Source organism: Saccharothrix deserti, assembly GCF_009769385.1.
GTDB lineage: Bacteria > Actinomycetota > Actinomycetes > Mycobacteriales > Pseudonocardiaceae > Actinosynnema > Actinosynnema deserti.
Genome location: NZ_ML775963.1, coordinates 173,084 through 191,726 on the forward strand (window position 1 = coordinate 173,084; position 18,643 = coordinate 191,726).

The 18,643-nt window shown below is 70.4% G+C and carries 19 protein-coding genes; 6 read left to right on the plus strand and 13 right to left on the minus strand.

The genetic code is table 11. The features are described 5' to 3' along the window. Positions 1-121 precede the first annotated feature (121 nt). Positions 122-664 (minus strand): peroxiredoxin-like family protein, encoded by a 543-nt coding sequence (locus FM051_RS09555; RefSeq protein WP_158842548.1) that lies wholly within the window; start codon positions 662-664, stop codon positions 122-124. Positions 665-740: 76 nt separating this feature from the next. Between FM051_RS09555 and FM051_RS09560 the strand changes: the two genes are divergently transcribed. Beyond that, entirely contained in the window at positions 741-1,349 is a 609-nt protein-coding gene (locus tag FM051_RS09560) for a TetR/AcrR family transcriptional regulator C-terminal domain-containing protein (protein WP_158842549.1), read from the plus strand. 223 nt (positions 1,350-1,572) lie between these two features. Here the strand turns inward: FM051_RS09560 and FM051_RS09565 are convergent, their stop codons facing one another. The 3 genes from FM051_RS09565 to FM051_RS09575 form a co-directional block, all read right to left on the minus strand. Further along, complete coding sequence (locus FM051_RS09565) at positions 1,573-1,881, minus strand: hypothetical protein (protein WP_158842550.1); 309 nt, start codon at positions 1,879-1,881, stop codon at positions 1,573-1,575. Next, positions 1,865-2,104, minus strand: a complete 240-nt coding sequence (locus tag FM051_RS09570) for a DUF397 domain-containing protein (protein WP_158842551.1) — start codon at positions 2,102-2,104, stop codon at positions 1,865-1,867. The genes FM051_RS09565 and FM051_RS09570 overlap by 17 nt, the downstream gene beginning before the upstream one ends. A gap of 131 nt (positions 2,105-2,235) precedes the next feature. Next, the gene (locus FM051_RS09575; protein WP_158842552.1) at positions 2,236-3,111 is read right to left on the minus strand and encodes a helix-turn-helix domain-containing protein; all 876 of its coding nucleotides are present in this window, start codon (positions 3,109-3,111) and stop codon (positions 2,236-2,238) included. A 215-nt stretch (positions 3,112-3,326) separates the two neighbouring features. Here FM051_RS09575 and FM051_RS09580 point away from each other — a divergent pair, with 215 nt between their 5' ends. Next, a complete protein-coding gene (locus tag FM051_RS09580) occupies positions 3,327-4,160 on the plus strand; it encodes an SAM-dependent methyltransferase (protein WP_158842553.1) in 834 nt (277 codons plus the stop codon). A 111-nt stretch (positions 4,161-4,271) separates the two neighbouring features. Here the strand turns inward: FM051_RS09580 and FM051_RS09585 are convergent, their stop codons facing one another. The 7 genes from FM051_RS09585 to FM051_RS09615 form a co-directional block, all read right to left on the minus strand. Then, a complete protein-coding gene (locus tag FM051_RS09585) occupies positions 4,272-5,066 on the minus strand; it encodes an alpha/beta fold hydrolase (protein WP_158842554.1) in 795 nt (264 codons plus the stop codon). 14 nt (positions 5,067-5,080) lie between these two features. Further along, on the minus strand, positions 5,081-5,707 hold the full coding sequence (locus FM051_RS09590; protein ID WP_158842555.1) for a DUF998 domain-containing protein: 627 nt from the start codon (positions 5,705-5,707) through the stop codon (positions 5,081-5,083). After that, positions 5,704-6,420 (minus strand): SRPBCC family protein, encoded by a 717-nt coding sequence (locus FM051_RS09595; RefSeq protein WP_158842556.1) that lies wholly within the window; start codon positions 6,418-6,420, stop codon positions 5,704-5,706. Before FM051_RS09595 ends, FM051_RS09590 begins: the two co-directional genes overlap by 4 nt. A 2-nt stretch (positions 6,421-6,422) precedes the next feature. Beyond that, the gene (locus tag FM051_RS09600; RefSeq protein WP_202918755.1) at positions 6,423-7,007 is read right to left on the minus strand and encodes an ArsR/SmtB family transcription factor; all 585 of its coding nucleotides are present in this window, start codon (positions 7,005-7,007) and stop codon (positions 6,423-6,425) included. A 432-nt stretch (positions 7,008-7,439) separates the two neighbouring features. Continuing rightward, the gene (locus FM051_RS09605) at positions 7,440-7,967 is read right to left on the minus strand and encodes a methylated-DNA--[protein]-cysteine S-methyltransferase (protein WP_158842557.1); all 528 of its coding nucleotides are present in this window, start codon (positions 7,965-7,967) and stop codon (positions 7,440-7,442) included. A gap of 16 nt (positions 7,968-7,983) precedes the next feature. Next, complete coding sequence (locus tag FM051_RS09610; protein ID WP_158842558.1) at positions 7,984-9,441, minus strand: AlkA N-terminal domain-containing protein; 1,458 nt, start codon at positions 9,439-9,441, stop codon at positions 7,984-7,986. A gap of 138 nt (positions 9,442-9,579) precedes the next feature. Then, entirely contained in the window at positions 9,580-9,777 is a 198-nt protein-coding gene (locus FM051_RS09615; protein ID WP_158842559.1) for a hypothetical protein, read from the minus strand. Positions 9,778-10,070: 293 nt separating this feature from the next. On the opposite strand from FM051_RS09615, the gene FM051_RS09620 reads away from it, so the two are divergent. Continuing rightward, positions 10,071-14,129, plus strand: a complete 4,059-nt coding sequence (locus FM051_RS09620; RefSeq protein WP_158842560.1) for an nSTAND1 domain-containing NTPase — start codon at positions 10,071-10,073, stop codon at positions 14,127-14,129. A gap of 257 nt (positions 14,130-14,386) precedes the next feature. Continuing rightward, positions 14,387-14,878 (plus strand): DUF2165 domain-containing protein, encoded by a 492-nt coding sequence (locus tag FM051_RS09625; RefSeq protein ID WP_158842561.1) that lies wholly within the window; start codon positions 14,387-14,389, stop codon positions 14,876-14,878. Positions 14,879-14,986: 108 nt separating this feature from the next. Here the strand turns inward: FM051_RS09625 and FM051_RS09630 are convergent, their stop codons facing one another. Continuing rightward, positions 14,987-16,456, minus strand: a complete 1,470-nt coding sequence (locus FM051_RS09630; RefSeq protein ID WP_238412259.1) for a carboxylesterase/lipase family protein — start codon at positions 16,454-16,456, stop codon at positions 14,987-14,989. Between the two features lie 85 nt (positions 16,457-16,541). Beyond that, on the minus strand, positions 16,542-17,117 hold the full coding sequence (locus FM051_RS09635; protein WP_158842562.1) for a TetR/AcrR family transcriptional regulator: 576 nt from the start codon (positions 17,115-17,117) through the stop codon (positions 16,542-16,544). Positions 17,118-17,189: 72 nt separating this feature from the next. On the opposite strand from FM051_RS09635, the gene FM051_RS09640 reads away from it, so the two are divergent. Both FM051_RS09640 and FM051_RS09645 read left to right on the plus strand, forming a co-directional pair. After that, positions 17,190-17,702, plus strand: a complete 513-nt coding sequence (locus tag FM051_RS09640) for an RNA polymerase sigma factor (RefSeq protein WP_158842563.1) — start codon at positions 17,190-17,192, stop codon at positions 17,700-17,702. Further along, positions 17,695-18,585, plus strand: a complete 891-nt coding sequence (locus FM051_RS09645) for a VOC family protein (protein ID WP_158842564.1) — start codon at positions 17,695-17,697, stop codon at positions 18,583-18,585. The genes FM051_RS09640 and FM051_RS09645 overlap by 8 nt, the downstream gene beginning before the upstream one ends. The last annotated feature ends 58 nt before the right edge of the window (positions 18,586-18,643 follow it).

Genomic DNA, 18,643 nt, shown 5'->3' on the forward strand with positions numbered 1-18,643 from the left:
GGCCCCCCCGCCCCCCCCCCGCCCCCCACCCCCCCCCGGCCCCCGCCCCCCCGCCCCCCCCCCCCCCCCCCCCCCACGCCTGTTCGATCAGTCCACAACTGGGGACAATCCTGTGGACAACTCAGTCTTTGCTGGTCAGAGCCTGTGCGTGAGCGAGCAGTTCGTCCACCGACCACTGGTCGTACGCGTGTTGTCCCCGCTTCTCGGCGACGACCAGGCCGTTCGGCGCGATGAGGAAGTCGGCGGGCAGGCCGAGCCGCCCGCCTTCCACCTTGGGCAGCGGACGACGGCCGCGCAGCACCGGGCCGAGGTCGCGGGCCAGGCCGCGCACGATCGCACCCCACGCACGCGGGTCGAGCACGGAGCGCGGCGCGGATTCCACGCCGAACTCCACGTACAGCTTCTTCTCCGGGTCCCCGATGACGGCAAACGGGAAGTCGGCGGTGTGCGGGCGCAACTCCGCGGGCGACGAGTGGAACACCACCACCTCGACGATGCCGTGCGCCGCGATCTCGTCGCGCCGCTCCACGATCGACCGCAGGTGCAGGTTGCACACCGGGCAGCCGGCGAAGCGGCGGAACTGGAGGTGCACCAGGCGTTCCGGGTCGGGCACGCGCACCGTTCCGCCCGACACCGCTTCCCATTCACGTGCGCCGACCTTCACGTTCTCCCCCTCGCGACGTAGGCGTTCACTGTACGCTTACCCACGTTATGCGCGTATCTTGTACGCTGTCAAGGCGATGCCACGCCCGAAGTCACTGACCACGCCCGCGCTCGCCGCGGCCACGCTCGCCGTGCTCGACCGCGACGGGCTGGCCGGCTTGTCCATGCGCGCCGTCGCCGCGGAACTCGGCATGGGCACCATGTCCCTGTACCGGTACGTCGCCGACCGCGACGAGCTGGAGGCCATGGCGGTCGAGCAGATGCTGTCCGAAGTGGACGTGCAGCCGCCAAGGGCGTTGTGGGACAAGCAGATCGCGATCCTGGTCGAACGCGTCCGCGCGGCGATCGCCAAGCACCCCAACGCGGTGCCGCTCACCATGGCGCACCGGCACCGGTGCCCGAGCGTGCTGCGCTGGTCCGAGGCGGTGCTGGCGGTGCTGACCAAGGCCGGGTTCACCGGCGAGGAACGCGTGATCGCGCTGCGGACGTTGCTCGGCTACCTGATCGGCGCGACCGAGATGGAACACCGGGGTCCGCTGGCGGGACTGGGCACCGACGCGATGTCCGACATGGGCGAGGAGTACCCGCTGCTGGCCGAAACCGCCGCCGCGGCAAGGGGGATCACCGCGGACATCGAGTTCCGCCGGGGCTTGGACGTCGTGCTGAGCGGCCTGCGGCGACCCTAGTCAACGGGCCACAGTCACCTGGCCATTCGAGGGGGTGGCCGACGCGGAGGCCGAAGCCGACCTCGACCTCCGCGCCGAACGCGACGAACACGGAGTTGCGCTCCGAGCGTGGTGTCGACAACCGGCGCGGAGCCGACGCCCGCTGCGTCTCCAGGTCAGGTTCGCCGATGAGGGGCGTGGCCCCCCAACCCGTCCGCCACCGCGGAACGCGGACGGGAAGTCCTCAGGGCGTGCGATCGTCGTCCGGCAGTTCGAGCAGTTCTTCGAGCACGTGCGTGGCCGGGCCCCGGCGGCGCCACGAGAAACGGCTGGGCGACAGGACGTTCACCTCGTCGGCGGGCATCCGCATCGCGACCGCGTCGTCCTCGGTGTGCAGGCGCACGACGTCGATGACGGCGTCGTGCGCCCGTACCCCTACCACCGCGGCCAGCTCTCCCCTGGCGTCCCGCGGGTGGAGGAACTGGAAGCCGCGCGCGATCAACTCGCGCAGCTGGAAAGTCGTCCGCGACGGGTGGTCAGTCGACGAGGTCATCGAACTCCCCGTCCCTGGCCCCGGCCACGAAGGCCGCGATCTCCGCTCGCGTGTAGACGAGGGCGGGGCCGTCGGGGAACCGGGAGTTGCGCATCGCGATGTCCCCGCCACCGAGGACGGCGAGTTCCACGCAGTTGCCGATCGCGTCGCTGTGGGCGCTCTTGCGCCACGTGACGCCGGACAACTCGGCTGCTGACATGCCGTTGTGGACCTTGATGGCCATCGACATCACCCTCCAAGCCAAGTGATGCATCTGCACGTGCATCTGGTTGTGCACGGACCGTAGCACCGGGTGGTGCACGGGTAAATGCACGTGCAGATGCAGACGCCGAATCTCCCCCAGACGGAGGAGACCTATAGCTCCGCTCGCCGTTTCATGAGCATCTGTCGGGTGCGATCGGGCGTCTCGGCGTCGACCGTCAGCCGGTCGAAAACCCGGCTGTAGATCTCCAGTTCTTCGAGTTTGTCCAGGTAGAGCGCGCCGGCCAGGTGTTCGAGGTACACGATGTCCGGCAGGTCGGCCTCGCTGAACCGCAACATTGTGAATGGACCTTTCGCTGCGTAACCGCCCAACGGATAGGGAACTATCTGAAGAGTGACGGGTCCGCTTTTGGTGACGCTGAGCAAGTAGTCGATCTGGGTGCGCAGGACTTCACGACCCCCGACAGGCCTAAACAGCACCGATTCGTCCATCACCGCCCACACCCGCGGCGCGCCCGGACGGGCCAGCACCTTCTGCCGCTGCATCCGCAACGACACCCGCCGCCTGACTTCCGGCGTCACCAGCTCCGGCCGTCCGTGGCTCGCGATCGCCAACGCGTACTCCTCGGTCTGGAGCAGACCGGGCACCCACTGGGTCTCGTAGATCAGGATCCGGGCCGCCGCCTCCTCCAGGCCGACGTAGTCCTGGAACCAGTCCGGCATCAGGTCGGTGTACCGGTTCCACCACCCGGGCGAGTTCGACCGGCGGACCATCTCCAGGAACTTCTCCCTGGCGTCCTCGTCGTCCACCCCGTACATCGTCAGCAGGTCCCGGACGTCGCGTTCCTTCAGGCCGACGCGACCCAGCTCCATGCGGCTGATCTTCGACTCCGAGCCCCGGATCGAGTAGCCCGCGTCCGCGCGGCTGATCTCGGCGGCCTCGCGCAACCGGCGCAACTGCGAGCCGAGAACGATGCGCAACGCGGTGGGACCGCTCTCCCTCTCCGGCGTGGACCCGCCAGTCGCCATCGCCGATCCTCCCCACCGTCCATGCCGTCCACCCGAACAGCGGTTGCGCCTGACCAGGGCGAACTCGCATCGTCACTGAACGTACACCCACGATCTTGCCCGGTCAGCCGCACGCAGCTCACTCACGCGTCGAGCCCATACCCTTACGCTAAGCGGACTGTGACGCGGTGCACAGAACACCACTCCTTCTTCCCCCGTAATGCGAGGTCACCACAATGCCGGGTACGTCCTCGGACGCCGCCGCCCCCGTCTACATCGACACCACAAAGGCCAGCATCGCCAGGGTTTACGACGCGTTCCTCAACGGCAAGGACAACTACGAGATCGACCGCGAAGTGCTGCGGCGGGTTCAGCAGGTGGCGCCCGAAGCGGCCACGCTCGCCGTGGACAACCGCAGCTTCCTGATCCGGGCCACCCGATTCGTCGCGAGCCAGACGGGTATCAACCAGTTCCTGGACTGCGGGTCCGGGCTGCCCACCGCGGAGAACACCCACCAGGTGGCGCAACGAATTAACCCGGATGCACGAGTCGTGTACGTCGACAACGACCCAGTGGTACTGGCACACGGCCGGGCGCTGCTGGAGGAGAACGACCAGACGCACTTCTCGGCGGCCGACATCTTCAACCCGCGGGAGATCCTGAACGACGAGGTCGTGCGCAAGCACATCGACTTCGACGAACCGATGGCGCTGTTCCAGTTGGGGACGCTGCACCACTACAACGGCGAATCGCCGACGACGGCCGAGATCATGGCCGAGTACATCGAGGCGCTGCCGTCCGGTTCGTACGTGGCGATCTCGCACTTCCTCGACCCGGAAACCGAGGAGCACTCGGCAATTGCGCGTCGAATGGAGCACACGTTCCTGCACTCACCGATGGGCAGCGGGAAGTTCGCCACGATGGGCGAGTTGCACGAGCTGTTCAACGGCTTGGAGCTGGTCGAGCCGGGATTGGCGATCTGCGCGGACTGGTGGCCGGACGGTCCGCGGCTCAAGGAGCTGGACTCGGTGAGCTACTGCATCGCCGGTGCGGTGGGTCGCAAACCATAGGGACGGGCTTCGTCGTGGTTCGTCGGGGGAACCACTCGCAAGTGCACCGTCCGGTGCGGACACAGCGGTGGTGGGCGAGGAATTCCCCGTCCACCACCGCATTCGCCGTGCTCAACGCTTGAAGAACTCGACCAGCACCGGCGCCGTCGCCTTGGGCTTGACCATGTGGGTCTGGCCGGGGAGCACGGTCAGCTCGGCCTGAGGCAGGGCCGAGGCCAGGTACTGCTGCGCGTTGCGCATGTACTCCGGGCTCTTGCCGCCGGCGATCACCAGCGCGGGCACGTCCGCACCGGACCACCGGTCCGCGGGCGGCTTCGTGCCGTGCTGGAACTCGCCGGTCAGCGAGAAGTCGTACGGCAGGGTGTGCGCGACGCTCTTCAGCTTCTTCCACGGCGGCATGACCTGGAGCACCACGATGAAGTAGCCGGGCGTGCCGACGTAACGCATGAACAGCTTGATCGCGTCGCCCCGGCGTCCCTCCGCGACCGCGCGCTCCACCCGTTCCGGGAGGTCGGGCGCCATCGGGGGGTGCGTGCCGTCGACGATCATCGGCGACTCGTAGATCGCGATCCGGTCGGCGTCGACGCCCCGGTGCGCCGCCTCGGCGACCAGCGTGCCGCCGGAGGACATGCCGAACAGGTGCGCCGACCCGCCGGCCTCCTCGATCAGCGCGGCGATGTCCTCGACCTCGCGTTCGACGTCGTACGGGGTGCCTGCGCCGCTCTCACCCCGGCCGCGCCGGTCGTAGGTGTAGACGGTGAAGTGCTCGGACAGCGCTTCGGCCAGGGCCGTCGCCGGCCCGAAGGCGCGGTAGCACATCGCGCCGTCCACGATGATCAACGCCGGTCCGGAGCCGATGCGCGTGTAGGCGATCGCGGTGCCGTCCTTGGAGACAACCTGTCCCATGGTGTTCCACTCCCTCAGATCTCGGAACGCAGCTTCGCCGCGACGACGGACGCCCACAGCCAGGCCACGACGGCCGCGCCGTACAGCAGGACCACACCGAACCCGGTGCCCATGAAGGGCAGCGGCACGAGCGACAGCACACCCGCGACCGCACTCGCCCGCGCCCACGGACCGGTCAACTTGCGGGCGAGCACGAAGAACGACGCCACCAGCGCGGGGAAGCAGAGGAAGAACGCGACACCGTGCAGCACGCCGTGCCAGGACAGCACCGGCGCCTGGCCTTCCGGTGCGCCGGCCGGGAAGCCGAACGCCGGGTCGGCCACGAACACGCCGCCGCCGATCATGCCGACGGCGAAGACGCCGATCAGTATCGGCGCCCACCTGCCCACTCTGCCGGTGCGGTGCAAGCCGACCGCGGCGGCCAGGAACAACAGTCCACTGAGGACGAAGTTCACGATCTGCACCCAGCCGCCCTCGCCCAGGGACAGGAAGCTGAACGGGTGGCGGGTCAGGTCGAAGCCCTCGCGGGTGAACGCCTGGGCGAAGCCGGTGACCAGGTAGAGCGGGCCGGCCAGGACACCGCAGCCCAGCAGCAGCTTCGTGGTGTCGGTGTGCGTGCGGTTGGTGTGCAGGGTGGTCATGACAGGTCTCCCATCCAGGTCGACCAGGTCCGCTCGTCGCGGTGGTCGTCGGTGAACACGTGGTGCATGGCGATCAGGACGCCGGGAAGTCCTTGGAAGAAGCGGTACATCGCGTTCTCGGTGCGGATGCCGACGGTCTGCGAGTTGGCGAAGTAGACGACGCCGCTCTCGCCGTCGAGGGTGACGTGGTCACCGGTCTTCGGTGCGGCGTCGAGGCCGAGCTTGCGGCCGAGCTCCGGCCACATCGCGGGCCAGTCGGTGATCGGCGGGCCGAAGACGGTGACCGGTCGCGCGGTGCGGCCGGCGAAGTGGCGGAGGTAGGTGACGAGGGTGTTCCAGAACATCTCGCCGCCCGCCGTCATGGCCTCGAACTCGTCCTCCCAGTCGTCGCCGGGCAGGAAGCCGCTCGCGACCATGCGGAGGACCGTGCTGCCCCGGTCGCGGCCCTCGACCAGGAACTCGTAGGCGATGAACCGGCCGTCGGGTGCCTTCTCGCCGCCGTAGGCCAGGCGCTTGCCGGGTTCCCAGGCGGTGATCGGGTAGTCGGGCTGGTAGCCGCCGAAGGCCTGCTTCACGACCGCGCCGGGCTCGACCTCGGTGGAGCCCATGAACCACGAGTCGATGCCGGGACCGGTGGCGATGGCCTCCCAGACCTGTTCCGGCGTCACGCCGTCCAGCTCGACCTCGTTGACGCCTTCGAACGCGTGACCCATCGTCACTCCTTCGGGATGCTGGGGTGGACGGCGACGACGACGCGGTGCGCCCGGCCGCCGGCCGCCGATTCGTCGTGGTACTTGGCGACCAGGCTCGTCACGGCGGTGGCGAGCTCTTCGGCGAACGCGGCGCGGTCGGCCGCGGAGGCGAAGCGGACCTCGCCGTCGAGCGCGAAGGTGGCCACCTTCTTGCCGGCTTTCGAGGCGCCGGTGAGGAGGTTGCCGACGTCGCGGACCAGGCGTGCGGCGACGGCGAGGAGCCAGCGGGCCGACAGGCGGTCGGGTGCGCGCTCGGGGTCCGGTTGGACGGCGGCGAGCGCGGTCGGCGAGATGACGTAGGACGCGGCGGTGGCGCGCATGACGCGTTCGGTCATGTTGCCCTTGCGGCGCTCCTCGGCCAGCTCGACCAGCCCGTGCTGCTCCAGCGTGCGCAGGTGGTAGTTGACCTTCTGCCGGGGCAGCCCGATCTTGGCCGCCAGCATGGTCGCCGAGCTCGGCTCGGCCAACTCGGCCAACAACCTCGCCCGCACCGGGTCCAACGAAACCTCGGCTGTCGCCGGGTCCTCGATCACTGCCACGTCAAGCATGGGACAACCATCCCACCGACAACTTCCCTCGTCAAGACAAAAAAACTTGTCGGCTCCGAGAGTCGAACCTCCAGACCCCGAGAGTCGAACGCCCAAGTGCCGAGAGTCCTACGTTCGCGCGGGGTGTGTCCTACGTTCAGGTGCCCTGAGTTCAACGTTCGGAACGTTGAACTCAGGGCACCTGGACGTTCGACTCTCGAGGTCTGAGCGTTCGACTCTCGCGGTTGCGTTTGCAAAAGTCGGGCGGTGCGCGGTTGGTGCGTGGGCCGTCAGCGGGGAACATCGTCCTCACGCCGCGGTACGGCACCACGTTCGGCGGCAGTGAGGTCGCGTTGTTGCACGGCCGTGTGGCCGGGTCGGGTGATCCCGCTGCTGATCGCCGAGTGGTGGTTGGAGCGGGGCGACGCGAAGAGGCGCCGCACCCGCCACACCTCAGAGCGCGAGCGGCAGCCGGTCGGCGTGTGAGCCCCGCTCGAAGTCGAGCAGGTGCCGCTTGCGCGCCAGCCCACCGCCGTACCCGGTCAGGTCACCGGTCGACCCCACCACCCGGTGGCACGGCACGATGATCCCGATCGGGTTGCGGCCGTTCGCCAGCCCGACCGCCCGCGCGGCCGACGGCTTGCCCAACCGCTGGGCCAACTCCCCGTACGACACGGTCTCGCCGTACGGGATCTCGCACAGCTCCCGCCACACGGCCCGCTGGAACGGCGTGCCGATCAGGGCCAACGGCAGGTCGAACGTCGTCCGCGTGCCGTCGAAGTACTCCGCCAGCTGCGCGATCACGTCCCCGAAGGGCGAGGGGTCCTCGCGGCCGAACGTCTCGGCCGCCGGCCGGTGCCGCTGCTCCGTCATGTACAGACCGGACAGCACGCCGTCGTGCGCGACCAGCGTGAGCGGTCCGACGGGGCTGTCGACCGTGGTGTGGCTGACCGTGGTGTGGCTGACGGTGGTGTGGCTCATCGACAAAACAGTCCTTTCAGGCGGGCAGCCGGTTGACCGCGTGGTCACCGGTGGCCCAGAGGTATTGGACGGCGTACGCCCGCCACGGGCGCCACGCCTGGGCCCGCCGCACGAGGGCGGCGGGCGTGTCGGGCAGGCCGAGGGCGCGGGCCGCGATCCGGATGCCCAGGTCGGTGGGGGTGAACGCGTCGGGATCGCCCAACGCCCGCATCGCGATCACCTCCACCGTCCACGGCCCGAACCCCGGCAGCGCCAGCAGGTCGGCCCGCGCCTTCTCCCAGTCCGCGCCGACACCGAGGTCGAGCGACCCGTCGGCCAGCGCCTCCACCAACGCGCGGAACGCGATCTTGCGGGACTCGGGCATCGCGAGCAGAGCCGGGTCGAGGGCCGCCAACGCCGACGGCGTCGGGAACAGGTGGGTCAGGCCGGCGTCGTCGACCGGCTCGCCGACCGCCTCCACCAGCCGTCGGGCGTGGGTGCGGGCGGCGGCCGTGGACACCTGCTGCCCCAGCACCGCGCGCACCGCGAACTCGGCGGCGTCCACCGTGCCGGGCACGCGCCGTCCGGGACCCGCGTCGACCACGGGCGCGAGCAGCGGGTCCGACCGCAGCTGCTCGTCCACCGCGACCGGGTCGGCGTCGAGGTCGAGCAGCCGGCGGCACCGGGCGATGGCGATCGACAGGTCACGCAGGTCGCTCAACGCCAGCTTGCACGCCACGTGATCGGCCTGCGGGCTCAACGACACGACCGCGTGCCCGTGCGGCAGCCGCAGGGTCCGCCGGTACGCGCCGTCACGCCACTCCTCCACCCCCGGCACACCGGTCGCCGCGAGGTGCCCGAACAGGTTGTCCGGCCGCAACGGCGCGCGGAACGGCAGCCGCAGCGACAGCACGCCGGGCGTGTGCGGCGCCGGGCGCTGCCGGGTGCGCAGGTCGGTCGGCGACAGCGCGAACACCTCGCGCACGGTCTCGTTGAACGCCCGCACGCTGGCGAACCCGGCGGCCGACGCGACCTCCGCCATCGGCAGCGTGGTGGTCTCGATGAGCAGCCGCGCGGTCTGCGCGCGCTGCGCCCTGGCCAACGCCAACGGTCCCGCGCCGAGTTCGGCGAGGAGCAGCCGTTCGACCTGCCGCACGCTGTACCCGAGTCGGGCGGCCAGTCCGGGCACGCCGTCGCGGTCCACCACGCCGTCCGCGATCAACCGCATCGCCTTCGCCACGGAGTCCGCGCGGTGATTCCACAACGGCGATCCGGGTGAAGCGTCGGGACGACATCTCTTGCACGCCCGGAATCCGGCTTGTTGCGCCGCCGCCGCACTCGGGTAGAACCGCATGTTCTCGACCTTGGGCGGCGCGACCGGACAACTCGGCCGGCAATAGATCCGGGTGGTCAGGACGGCGGTGAAGAACCACCCGTCGAACCGGGCGTCTTTCGACCGCACGGCCCGGACACAACGTTCCGCGTCTTCGTGCACCGCACCAGCATCGGTCAAAGGTCCAGCCGATGGCCGGCGGAAATGCGACATGGAGGAAAACTTCGCCCGGCGGGTTGCGCCGCACCGCGCTGTGCGGCACTTCCCGGGGACGGGTGGTCCCCTCGGACGGACACCGGCCTAGCCGAGCGCCGGAACGGCCAGTGGAGCGGCGAGCCGGGCCAACAGGTCCAGTCCCACCTCGGCACGATCGCGGTCGTGCGCGTCGAGCACGGTCCGCACGATCGGGCAGACCCGTGCTTCACCGGGGACGTCCCGGTCCTCACGGGCCGTGACCGGCATCAGGCCGGCCCGCCGGCCGTCAACCCCGGCCGGCATGGCAGGTCGCCGCACCGTTCCACCGACCGGGTCGGTTCGGTGCGCACCGCTGAGAAGACCCCCAGGACTCCTCAGCGACGAACTCGCTGCCACTCGCGGTAGTTGCCTGCGAAACCACTTTGACCGGTCCCTTCGCACAACTTGACGACGTCACCGGAACGTCCTGGGCAGCTTGGCAGCGCAAGTCGTTAGGGTGGACTTAACAGAGCTTCACCGGTCGGCAAACGACCTGTTCACGCGCTCACATCCGGTTTTCCGGTCCGGAAACCGGATCTCTAGGAGGCACGCCGCGGATGGCTGGTTCCGGTCACGGGTCTGGTCCCCGTGCCGTGTTCGCGGAGCGGTTCGCGCTGCTCTACGCGGAGGCGGGCGACCCACCGCTGAAACGGGTGACCGAGTCGGTCAGCCGCGCCCGGCGCACCGACGAGCGGGGTCGGCCGGTGCGCGCGACCGCGCAGCGGGTCAGCGACTGGCGTCGCGGGCGCAACGTGCCGGCCCGGTTCTCGGCACTCTCGGTAGTCCTCGAGGTCCTCATCGGCGAGGCGCGCAAGGCACGTCCGCAGCCGCCGGCGGCCGGGTTGTACGACCTGGACGCGTGGCGGGCGCTGTGGGAGGAGGCGCTGGCGAGCCCGGCGTCGTCGCCGGAGGACGAGGAGCCGCCGAGCTCGGACGAGATCGGCGTGTGCCCGTACCGGGGACTGGCCGCGTTCCAGCCGGAGGATTCCAGTTGGTTCTTCGGCCGGGAACGCAGCACCGCCGCCCTGGTGTCCCGTTTGGGCAGTGCCGCGGAAACCGGCGGAATCGTCATGCTGGTCGGCGCCTCGGGCGCCGGTAAATCGTCATTGGTGCGCGCGGGCGTCATTCCGTCCATTCGCGACGGCGCGTTGACGGTGGCCGGTTCGACGAATTGGCCTTCGGTGGTCATCACGCCGGGCGCGGATCCGGTGAAGGAATTGGTCCGGCAAATCCCGGAATTAGCCGACATCCTGGACATGGCGCTCACCCTGGACGGGATGGACCAAGACCTGACGGCCTCCGGGCACGGTCCTGAGACGTTCCTGGGGCAGACGCTGATGGGCGTGCTGCGGTTCGCCGCGCAGATCCGGGCGGCGTTCGCGGCGTACGCCGAGCGGCACGGCGGCGACCGGGTGGTGGTCGTGGTGGACCAGTTCGAGGAGGCGTTCACGCTGTCCTCGGACGAGAGCCGGGCGCAGGTGTTCGTGCAGGCGCTGCACGTGGCGTGCACACCGGCGGTCCCGGGCGGCACCGCGCCCGCGTTGGTGCTGGTGGGCGTGCGGGCCGACTTCTACGGCCGCTGCCTGGCGTTCCCGGAGCTGGCCGACGCGCTGCAGGACCGGCAGATGGTGCTGGGGCCGATGACGTCGGCCGAGTTGCGGGAGGCGGTGTCGCGGCCGGCGAAGGCGGCGGGCCTGCAACTGGAGCCGGGCCTGATCGAACTGATGCTGCGCGACCTGGGCGTGCGCAGCGGTCGGGCGCAGGCCAGGGCCGGTCAGGGCGCGTACGACGCGGGCGCGTTGCCGCTGCTCTCGCACGCCCTGCTGGCGACCTGGCAACGCCGCCAGGCGGGCAAGTTGACCATCGCGGGCTACCGCTCGGCGGGCGGTATCCAGGGCGCGATCGCGGCCACGGCCGAACGGGCGTGGGCCGATCTCGCGCCGGACGCCCAGCAGGCCGCGCGCCCGTTGCTGCTGCGCCTGGTGCGCGTCGGCGAGGACACCCAGGACACGCGTCGCCGCTCGACCAGGAACGAGCTGGTCGATCAGGCCGCGAACCGGGCCGCGGGCGAGGAGGCGCTGGAGGTGCTGGCGCGGGCCCGGCTGGTGACGCTCGACGCGGGTTCGGTGGAGATCACGCACGAGGCGCTGCTCCAGGCGTGGCCGCGGCTGCGCAGCTGGATCGACCAGGACCGGGAAGGCCAGCTGCTGCGGCAGCGGCTGGAAGAGGACGCGGCGACGTGGGCCGGTCAGGACCGCGACTCGTCCCTGCTCTACCGGGGCGCCCGGCTGGAGACCGCGCGGCACTGGGCGGACGCGGCCGGCCGCCAGGGTCTGACCGGCACCGCCCAGGACTTCCTCGCCGTGTCGATGCAGTACCGCAGGCGCGCCGCCTGGGGCAGACGTGCGGCTGTGGCGTGCGTGGTCGTGCTCGCGCTGATCGCCGCCACCGCCGCGGTGGTGGCCGTGCGGCAACGCGACGACGCGGTGTTCCGGCAGGTCGTGGCGGAGGCGGACCGGTTGCAGGACTCCGACCCGTCGCTGTCCGCGCAGCTGGCGCTGGTCGCGCACCGGATGCGCCCCGAGGACCGCGACGTGCGGACCAGGCTGCTGTCCACGCAGGCCTCGCCGTTGGCGATACCGCTGATCGGGCACACCGGGCCGGTGTACCTGACCTCGTTCTCCCCGAACGGCAAGATCCTGGCCACCGCGAGCTACGACAACACCGTGCGGCTGTGGGACCTGAGCGACCAGGGCAACCCCAAGCCGCTCGGCTCGCCGTTGACGGGCCACGCCGGCTGGGTGTCGTCGGCGGTGTTCAGCCCGGACGGCAGGACGCTGGCCACGGCGGGCGACGACCGGACCGTGCGGCTGTGGGACGTCAGCGACCCGGAACGCACGCGTGCGCTCGGCGAGCCCCTGGACGGCGGCAACGGCACGATCTACCTGCTCGCGTTCACCCCGGACTCCAAGACGCTGGCCACCGCCAACGCCGACCACACGGCACGGCTGTGGGACGTGACCGACCCGACCGCGCCGCAGCCGCTGGGCGCCCCGCTCGGCCTGCACAACGGGCAGGTGCGGTCGGTGGCGTTCAACCACGACGGCACGCTGCTCGCCACCGGCGGTGACGACCGGACCGTGGTGGTGTTCGACGTGCGGGACCGGCGCAACCCCAAGCCGCTGGGCGAGCCGATCACCGGGTTCGACGGCACGGTGCGCTCGCTGGCGTTCAGCCCGGACGACAAGGTGCTGGCCGCCGGCAGCGAGGACCACACCGTGCGGCTGTTCGCCATGTCGGACCCGGCCGCGCCGCAACCGCTCGGCCGCCCGATGAACGACCACACCGAGGGCGTGTGGTCGGTGGCGTTCAGCCCGGACGGCCGGGTGCTCGTGTCGGGCAGCGCGGACGGCACCGCCCGGCTGTGGAACCTCACCGACCCGGCGCACCCCCTGCCGCTCGGCCACCCGTTGGCCGGGCGCAACGGCATCGTGTACGCGGTGGCGTTCAGCCCCGACGGCTCCTCCCTGGTCACCGGCAGCCACGATTCCGTGGTGCGGCTGTGGTCGCTGCCGCACGGGCTGCTCGTCGGGCACTCGGCACGCACCATCGGCCCCCGCTTCACGCCCGACAACCGGTGGGTGGTGTCGGCGAGCGAGGACCGGTCGATCCGGGTGTGGGACACCAGCGACCCGAACAGACCGAAGTCGACCGCCGTGCTCGACCACGGCGCGGGCGTGTGGTCGCTCGCGCTGAGCGACGACGGCCGCACGCTGGCCAGCGTGAGCGACAAGATGGTGCGGCTGTGGGACTTCGCCGACCCCGGCAACCCCAAGCCGCTGGGGAAGCCGATCGAGCTGGGCACCCGGTACAGCTCGCCGGAGGCGTTCCGGCCCGACGGCAAGGTGCTGGTCACCGGCTACGACGACAAGTCCGTGCAGCTGTGGGACATCAGCGACCGCGAGAACCCCACGCCGCTCGGGGGCGCGCTCGTCGGGCACACCGGGTACGTGCACTTCGTCGGGTTCACCCCGGACGGCAAGACGCTGATCACGGCCAGCGCGGACAAGACCGTGCGGCTGTGGGACGTCACCGACCCGGCCGCCGCCCGGCCGCTCGGGCAGCCGTTGGAGGGGCACACCGCGGCGGTCCGGTCGGGCGACATCAGCCCCGACGGCCGCACCCTGGCCACCGCCTCCGACGACCGGACGGTCCGGCTGTGGGACCTGACCACGCCGAACCGGGTCAAGCCCATCGGCGCACCGCTCACCGGACACGTCGAGAGCGCGGTGACGGTGGCGTTCAGCCCGGACGGCAGGACGCTGGCCAGCGGCGGCGAGGACAGCACCATCCGCCTGTGGGACGTGCACGACCTCAACCGCCCCGTCCCGCTCGGGGAGGCGTTGACCGGGCACGACGGCGGGCTGCGGGACATCTCGTTCGGCCCGGACGGCCGGCTGTTGGCGTCGACCAGCTCCGACAACACGGTGCGGCTGTGGGACCTCGACCTCGATCACGTCATCGAGCGGATCTGCACCACGACCAAGGGCGTGCTGCCGGAGGAGCGGTGGCGCGAACACCTGCCGCAGCTGGACTACGAGCCGCCTTGCCCCTGATCGGGAGCCTCGGGTGCGGCGCCGACGACGTCACCCCGAACCCCCGTGCGGTCCGGACCGCACACAGCCGCTCGCGTCCACTTGGGCCGCCGTGGCGGTTTCGTCGTGCGCGGGCACGAGCACCGTCACCGCCGCTGACCTGCGGCTCGGCGTGCGCACCCAGGTCAGGTTCAGGCCCGGTGCCGGGTTGGCGAAATGCCAGTCATGTGATTTCCCCTCGTGGACTTCCGGTGGATCGTGACTAGGTTCTACAGATCATGCGTTCACTTGCCCGGGTGGGGAGCCCGCAGGCGGCGATCACGGCGCTGACCGGGATCACCGCGCTCTACATGGGTCTCGTGGTGTTCGGGAACATCACCGACTACGAGACCAACCACGCGTTCGTCCAGCACGTGTTCGCGATGGACACCACGTTCGGGTCGCCCAACACGGCCTGGCGCGCGATCACCAGCCCGACGGTCGTGACCATCGCGTACGTGCTGATCATCCTGTGGGAGGCGGTCACCGCGCTGGTGATGCTGGCCGGGCTGGTGGCCTGGCTGCGGCGCCGCGAGGAGACCGCGCGGCGGCTGTCGTCCACGGGCTGGGTGATGCAGGTGCTGCTGTTCGGGGGCGGGTTCATCGCGATCGGCGGTGAGTGGTTCGTCATGTGGCAGTCGAAGGACTGGAACGGGCTGTCGGCCGCGTTCCAGAACTTCGTGATCGCCGCCCTCGGACTCATCCTGCTGCACGTGGGCAAACGCGACTGATCCCTCTCTTCCCCTTCCTCGTCCGTGTCGAACCGGAGGCCGCCCCCCTCGCAGCGGCCTCCGGTTCTCGTCTTACTCGTCGGCTTGGAACTACTCGTCGGCTTGGAACTACTTGTCGGCCCAGAACTCCAGCCGGTGCTCCGCCCGGTAGTCGACGCCGGTGATCGCCCCCGGCGCCAGCGACTGCACGTGCCGGTCGGCGGCGAACGCGGGCCACTCCGGCAGGCCGTCACCGTTCGGGTCGCCGTGGTGGGCGAAGTTGGCCCAGTACCGGATCATCACGTCCGACAGCTCGCGCTGCCCGCCGGTCAACTCCTCCTCCGGGAACAGGTAGCCGATGTCCGAGCTGTGGCTCGCGCCCTGCTCGGAGGCCGCCGGGTCGGCGAACTCGAACGCGAACGTCGGCGTGTGCGCGGACAGCAGTTCGTGCTGCCGGAACGTCGCCCGCGCCCACACCCGGTCCGTCAACACGGCCGCCCACGCCCGGCCGGCGTCGGGGAACGCGCCGAGCGGGTACTCCCGTTCGACCTCGGCGGCCCGGTCCCCGAACGCCGCCGCGAGCAGGACCGGGTAGTCCTCGGCGGCGACCGGTCCGCGGAAGATCTCCACGATGCCGCGGTGCTCGTCACGGGTGTTGCCCGCCAGCACCGGGACCTTCGCGAACTCGCCCCCGGCGAGGGCGTCGGCGGGCACCCGCGGCAGGTCGGCGTTGCCGTAGCCGAAGGGTTGGAAGATGTTCATCACCTGGGGGTGATCCAGCAGCTTCTCCGCCGGGAGGGCGCGCAGGCAGGCGATGTCCGGGCAGCCCAGTTCGGCGGCGACGGTCCGGCCGCTGCCCTCGATCTCGGCCGTGTCCCGCCAGGCGAGCCACGGCAGCGCGCCCAGACCGGGGTACCAGGCCTCCGCCGGCAGGTCGACCAGCGCGAACCCGCTGTGCATGATCGCCTTGTCGAACAGGCCGCGTGACTTCGGCGAGACCAGGTGCGCCGCCGTCGAGGACGCGCCGTAGGAGACGCCGAACAGCGTGACGTTCTCCGGGTCGCCGCCGAAGCTCCGGGCGTTGCGGCGGACCCACTCCAGCGCGGCGCGCTGGTCCTGCAGGCCGAACGTGCCGGAGCCGTCCAGTCCGGGCAGGCCGAAGCCGCCGAACACGCCCAGCCGGTAGTTGATGGTCACGACCACCACGTCACCCTTGGTGGCGAGCGCGGTGGCGTCGAAGTGGTGGCCCGCGCCGATCGCGCCGTCACCGTGCACCCACACCATGACCGGCTTGCGGCCCGTGGTGGACGGTGTGGTGACGTTGAGGAACAGGCAGTCCTCATCGGTCGCTCTGGTGTCCGAATAGGACGAACCGATCTGCGGGCACGGGTTGCCCGGCGCGGTGGCGTCCCTGATCCCGTCCCAGTCGTCGACCTTGCGCGGCGCTTGCCAGCGCAGGTCGCCCTTGGGTGGTGCCGCGTACGGGATGCCTTGGAAGAGGGCGTGGTCGGCGCGCACGGTGCCGCGCACTTCACCGCTCTCCACCCGCACGGTGTCCTGGCTGATGTCCTTGTTGATGTCCTTGTTGGTGTCCTGCACTGTGTTCTCCCCGCATGCCGTCACGAGCAGTGCTGTCGCGATCGCCACCGCTCCGATCAGTGCCGGCGTCCCCCGACGCATGTGCCTATCCCCTCTTCGTGGCGAGCTCCACCGCGGTGATCAGCTCGCGTTCGCAGAGGTCGAGGTCGACCTCCGCGTGATCGGCCGCCCTGGCCAGGACGCCGTTGCGCAGGGCCAGGACGAAGATCGCCATCGCGTCCGCGTCGAAATCGCGGAACTCCTGTCGCTGTTGCCCCTCCCTGAGCAGGTCGGCCATCTTGCGGTGGTCGTCGTCCGCGGTGTCCGCGGTCGACACGTACGGGCGGACCTGGAGCAGCGCCACCATGTGCGAGCGGTGGGCCCGCATGAAGCGCAGGTTGGCGCTCAGGAACGCCCGCAGCTCGCCGGCGGCGGTGGCGCTCCGGTCCATCCGGTCCAGGACGAACTCGGCGAACTTGCCGCGGACCTCCGCGTAGACCTCGTCCACCAGCTCCTGCTTGCCCTTGAAGTGGTACGAGATCAGGCCCGTGCTGCTCAGGCCGGCGCGGGCGGCGATCTGCTTGAACGAGGTCGCCCCGTAGCCGAGGTCGGCCAGGGTCTCGATCGCCGCGGAGACGATCTGCGCCCGTCGTGCCTGCTCGGTGAGAGACTTTGCTCGCATGAGCAAAATTTAGCACGCGCGAGCAAGAACTTCACCCGTCGGAGAGTGCCCACCTCGACCGACGATGGGGGTGTGAGCTCACCGGAGGCCCGTCCCGACCCGGCGTTCGCGCTGCTGGAGATCTACGACGCAGCGCTGCCGCAGGTGTACGGGTACCTGCTGGCCAGGTGCGGCAGCCGGGTGCAGGCGGAGGAGCTGACGTCGGAGACGTTCCTGGCGGCGGTCCAGTCGGCACGCACCTCGGGTGGCCCGGTCAGCCCGGCGTGGCTGATCGGGATAGCGAGGCACAAGCTGGTCGACCACTGGCGGCGGCGGGAGCGGGAGGAACGGGGCCTGAGACTGATCCACGACGAGCCCCCGGTCGAGGACCCGTGGGATGTCGAGATAGACGCCATGCAGGCCCGGCAGGTCCTGGAGTCGCTGGGCGCCCACCACCGTTGCGCTCTGACCCTGCGGTACCTCGACGGCCTGCCGGTGCCCGAAGTCGCCCACCTCCTGGGACGGACGGTGCACGCGACGGAGGCCCTGCTGGTCCGGGCACGGACCGCCTTTCGTCGCGCGTGGACCGGGGGTTGCGATGACTGACCCGTTCGAAGGGCTTCGGCTGCCCGTTCGAGCTGTTGATCCGGATCCCGGGTTCGCCGCTCGGTTGCGCGAGCGGTTGGAGCGGGAAGTGTTGGTTGGAGGAGATGTGACTGCTGTCGGTGAGACGTACGGGACTGTGGTGCCTTACCTGGCCGTTCGGGACACCCGGGCCGCCATCGACTACTACGTCGAGGTGTTCGGGGCCGTTCGGCGCGGCGAGGTGATCGTCATGGACGACGGGTCCGTCGGGCACGCGGAGATCGTCATCGGGGACTCCGTGTTGATGCTCGCGGACGAGTCCGTCGAGTACCGGCACATCGCACCCGAACAGGGTGGTGTCCAGCCCATGCACCGGGTCGAGGTGTCCGATGTGGACGCGGCGGTGCGGCGGGCCGTGGAGCTGGGCGGCACGGTGTTGCGAGCCGCCGCCGACACCGGGCACGGGTACGGCGGGACCGTGCTCGACCCCTTCGGGTACCGGTGGATGGTGGCCGCGCGGACCGGCGCACCTGCCGGTACGGCTCGAGGTGCGGCTCGATCGGACAAGATCCGGCACGGCGAAGTCGGGTACTACACGCTCACCGTGCCGGACGACGAGGCCGCCAAGCGGTTCTACGGCGCCGTGTTGGGGTGGCGGTTCCCGGCCGGAGGTGTGGAGCGCGGTTGGGGGATCGAGGGCGCGGGCCTGCCCATGTCCGGGTTGTGGGGCGGACAGCGGTGGGCCGGGTGGAAGTTGATGTACGCCGTGGACGACCTGCGATCGGCCATGGACCGGGTCCGCGAACAGGGCGGCACGGCCAAGGAGCCCGAGCGGCAGTCGTACGGGCTCTCCAGCGAGTGCGTGGACAACCAGGGCGTCGAGTTCTGGCTTTGGCAGCAGTGAAGGCATGGCTCCATGTTCGAACTCGCGTTCGAAGATGGCAAGATCACTATCAGGTGAA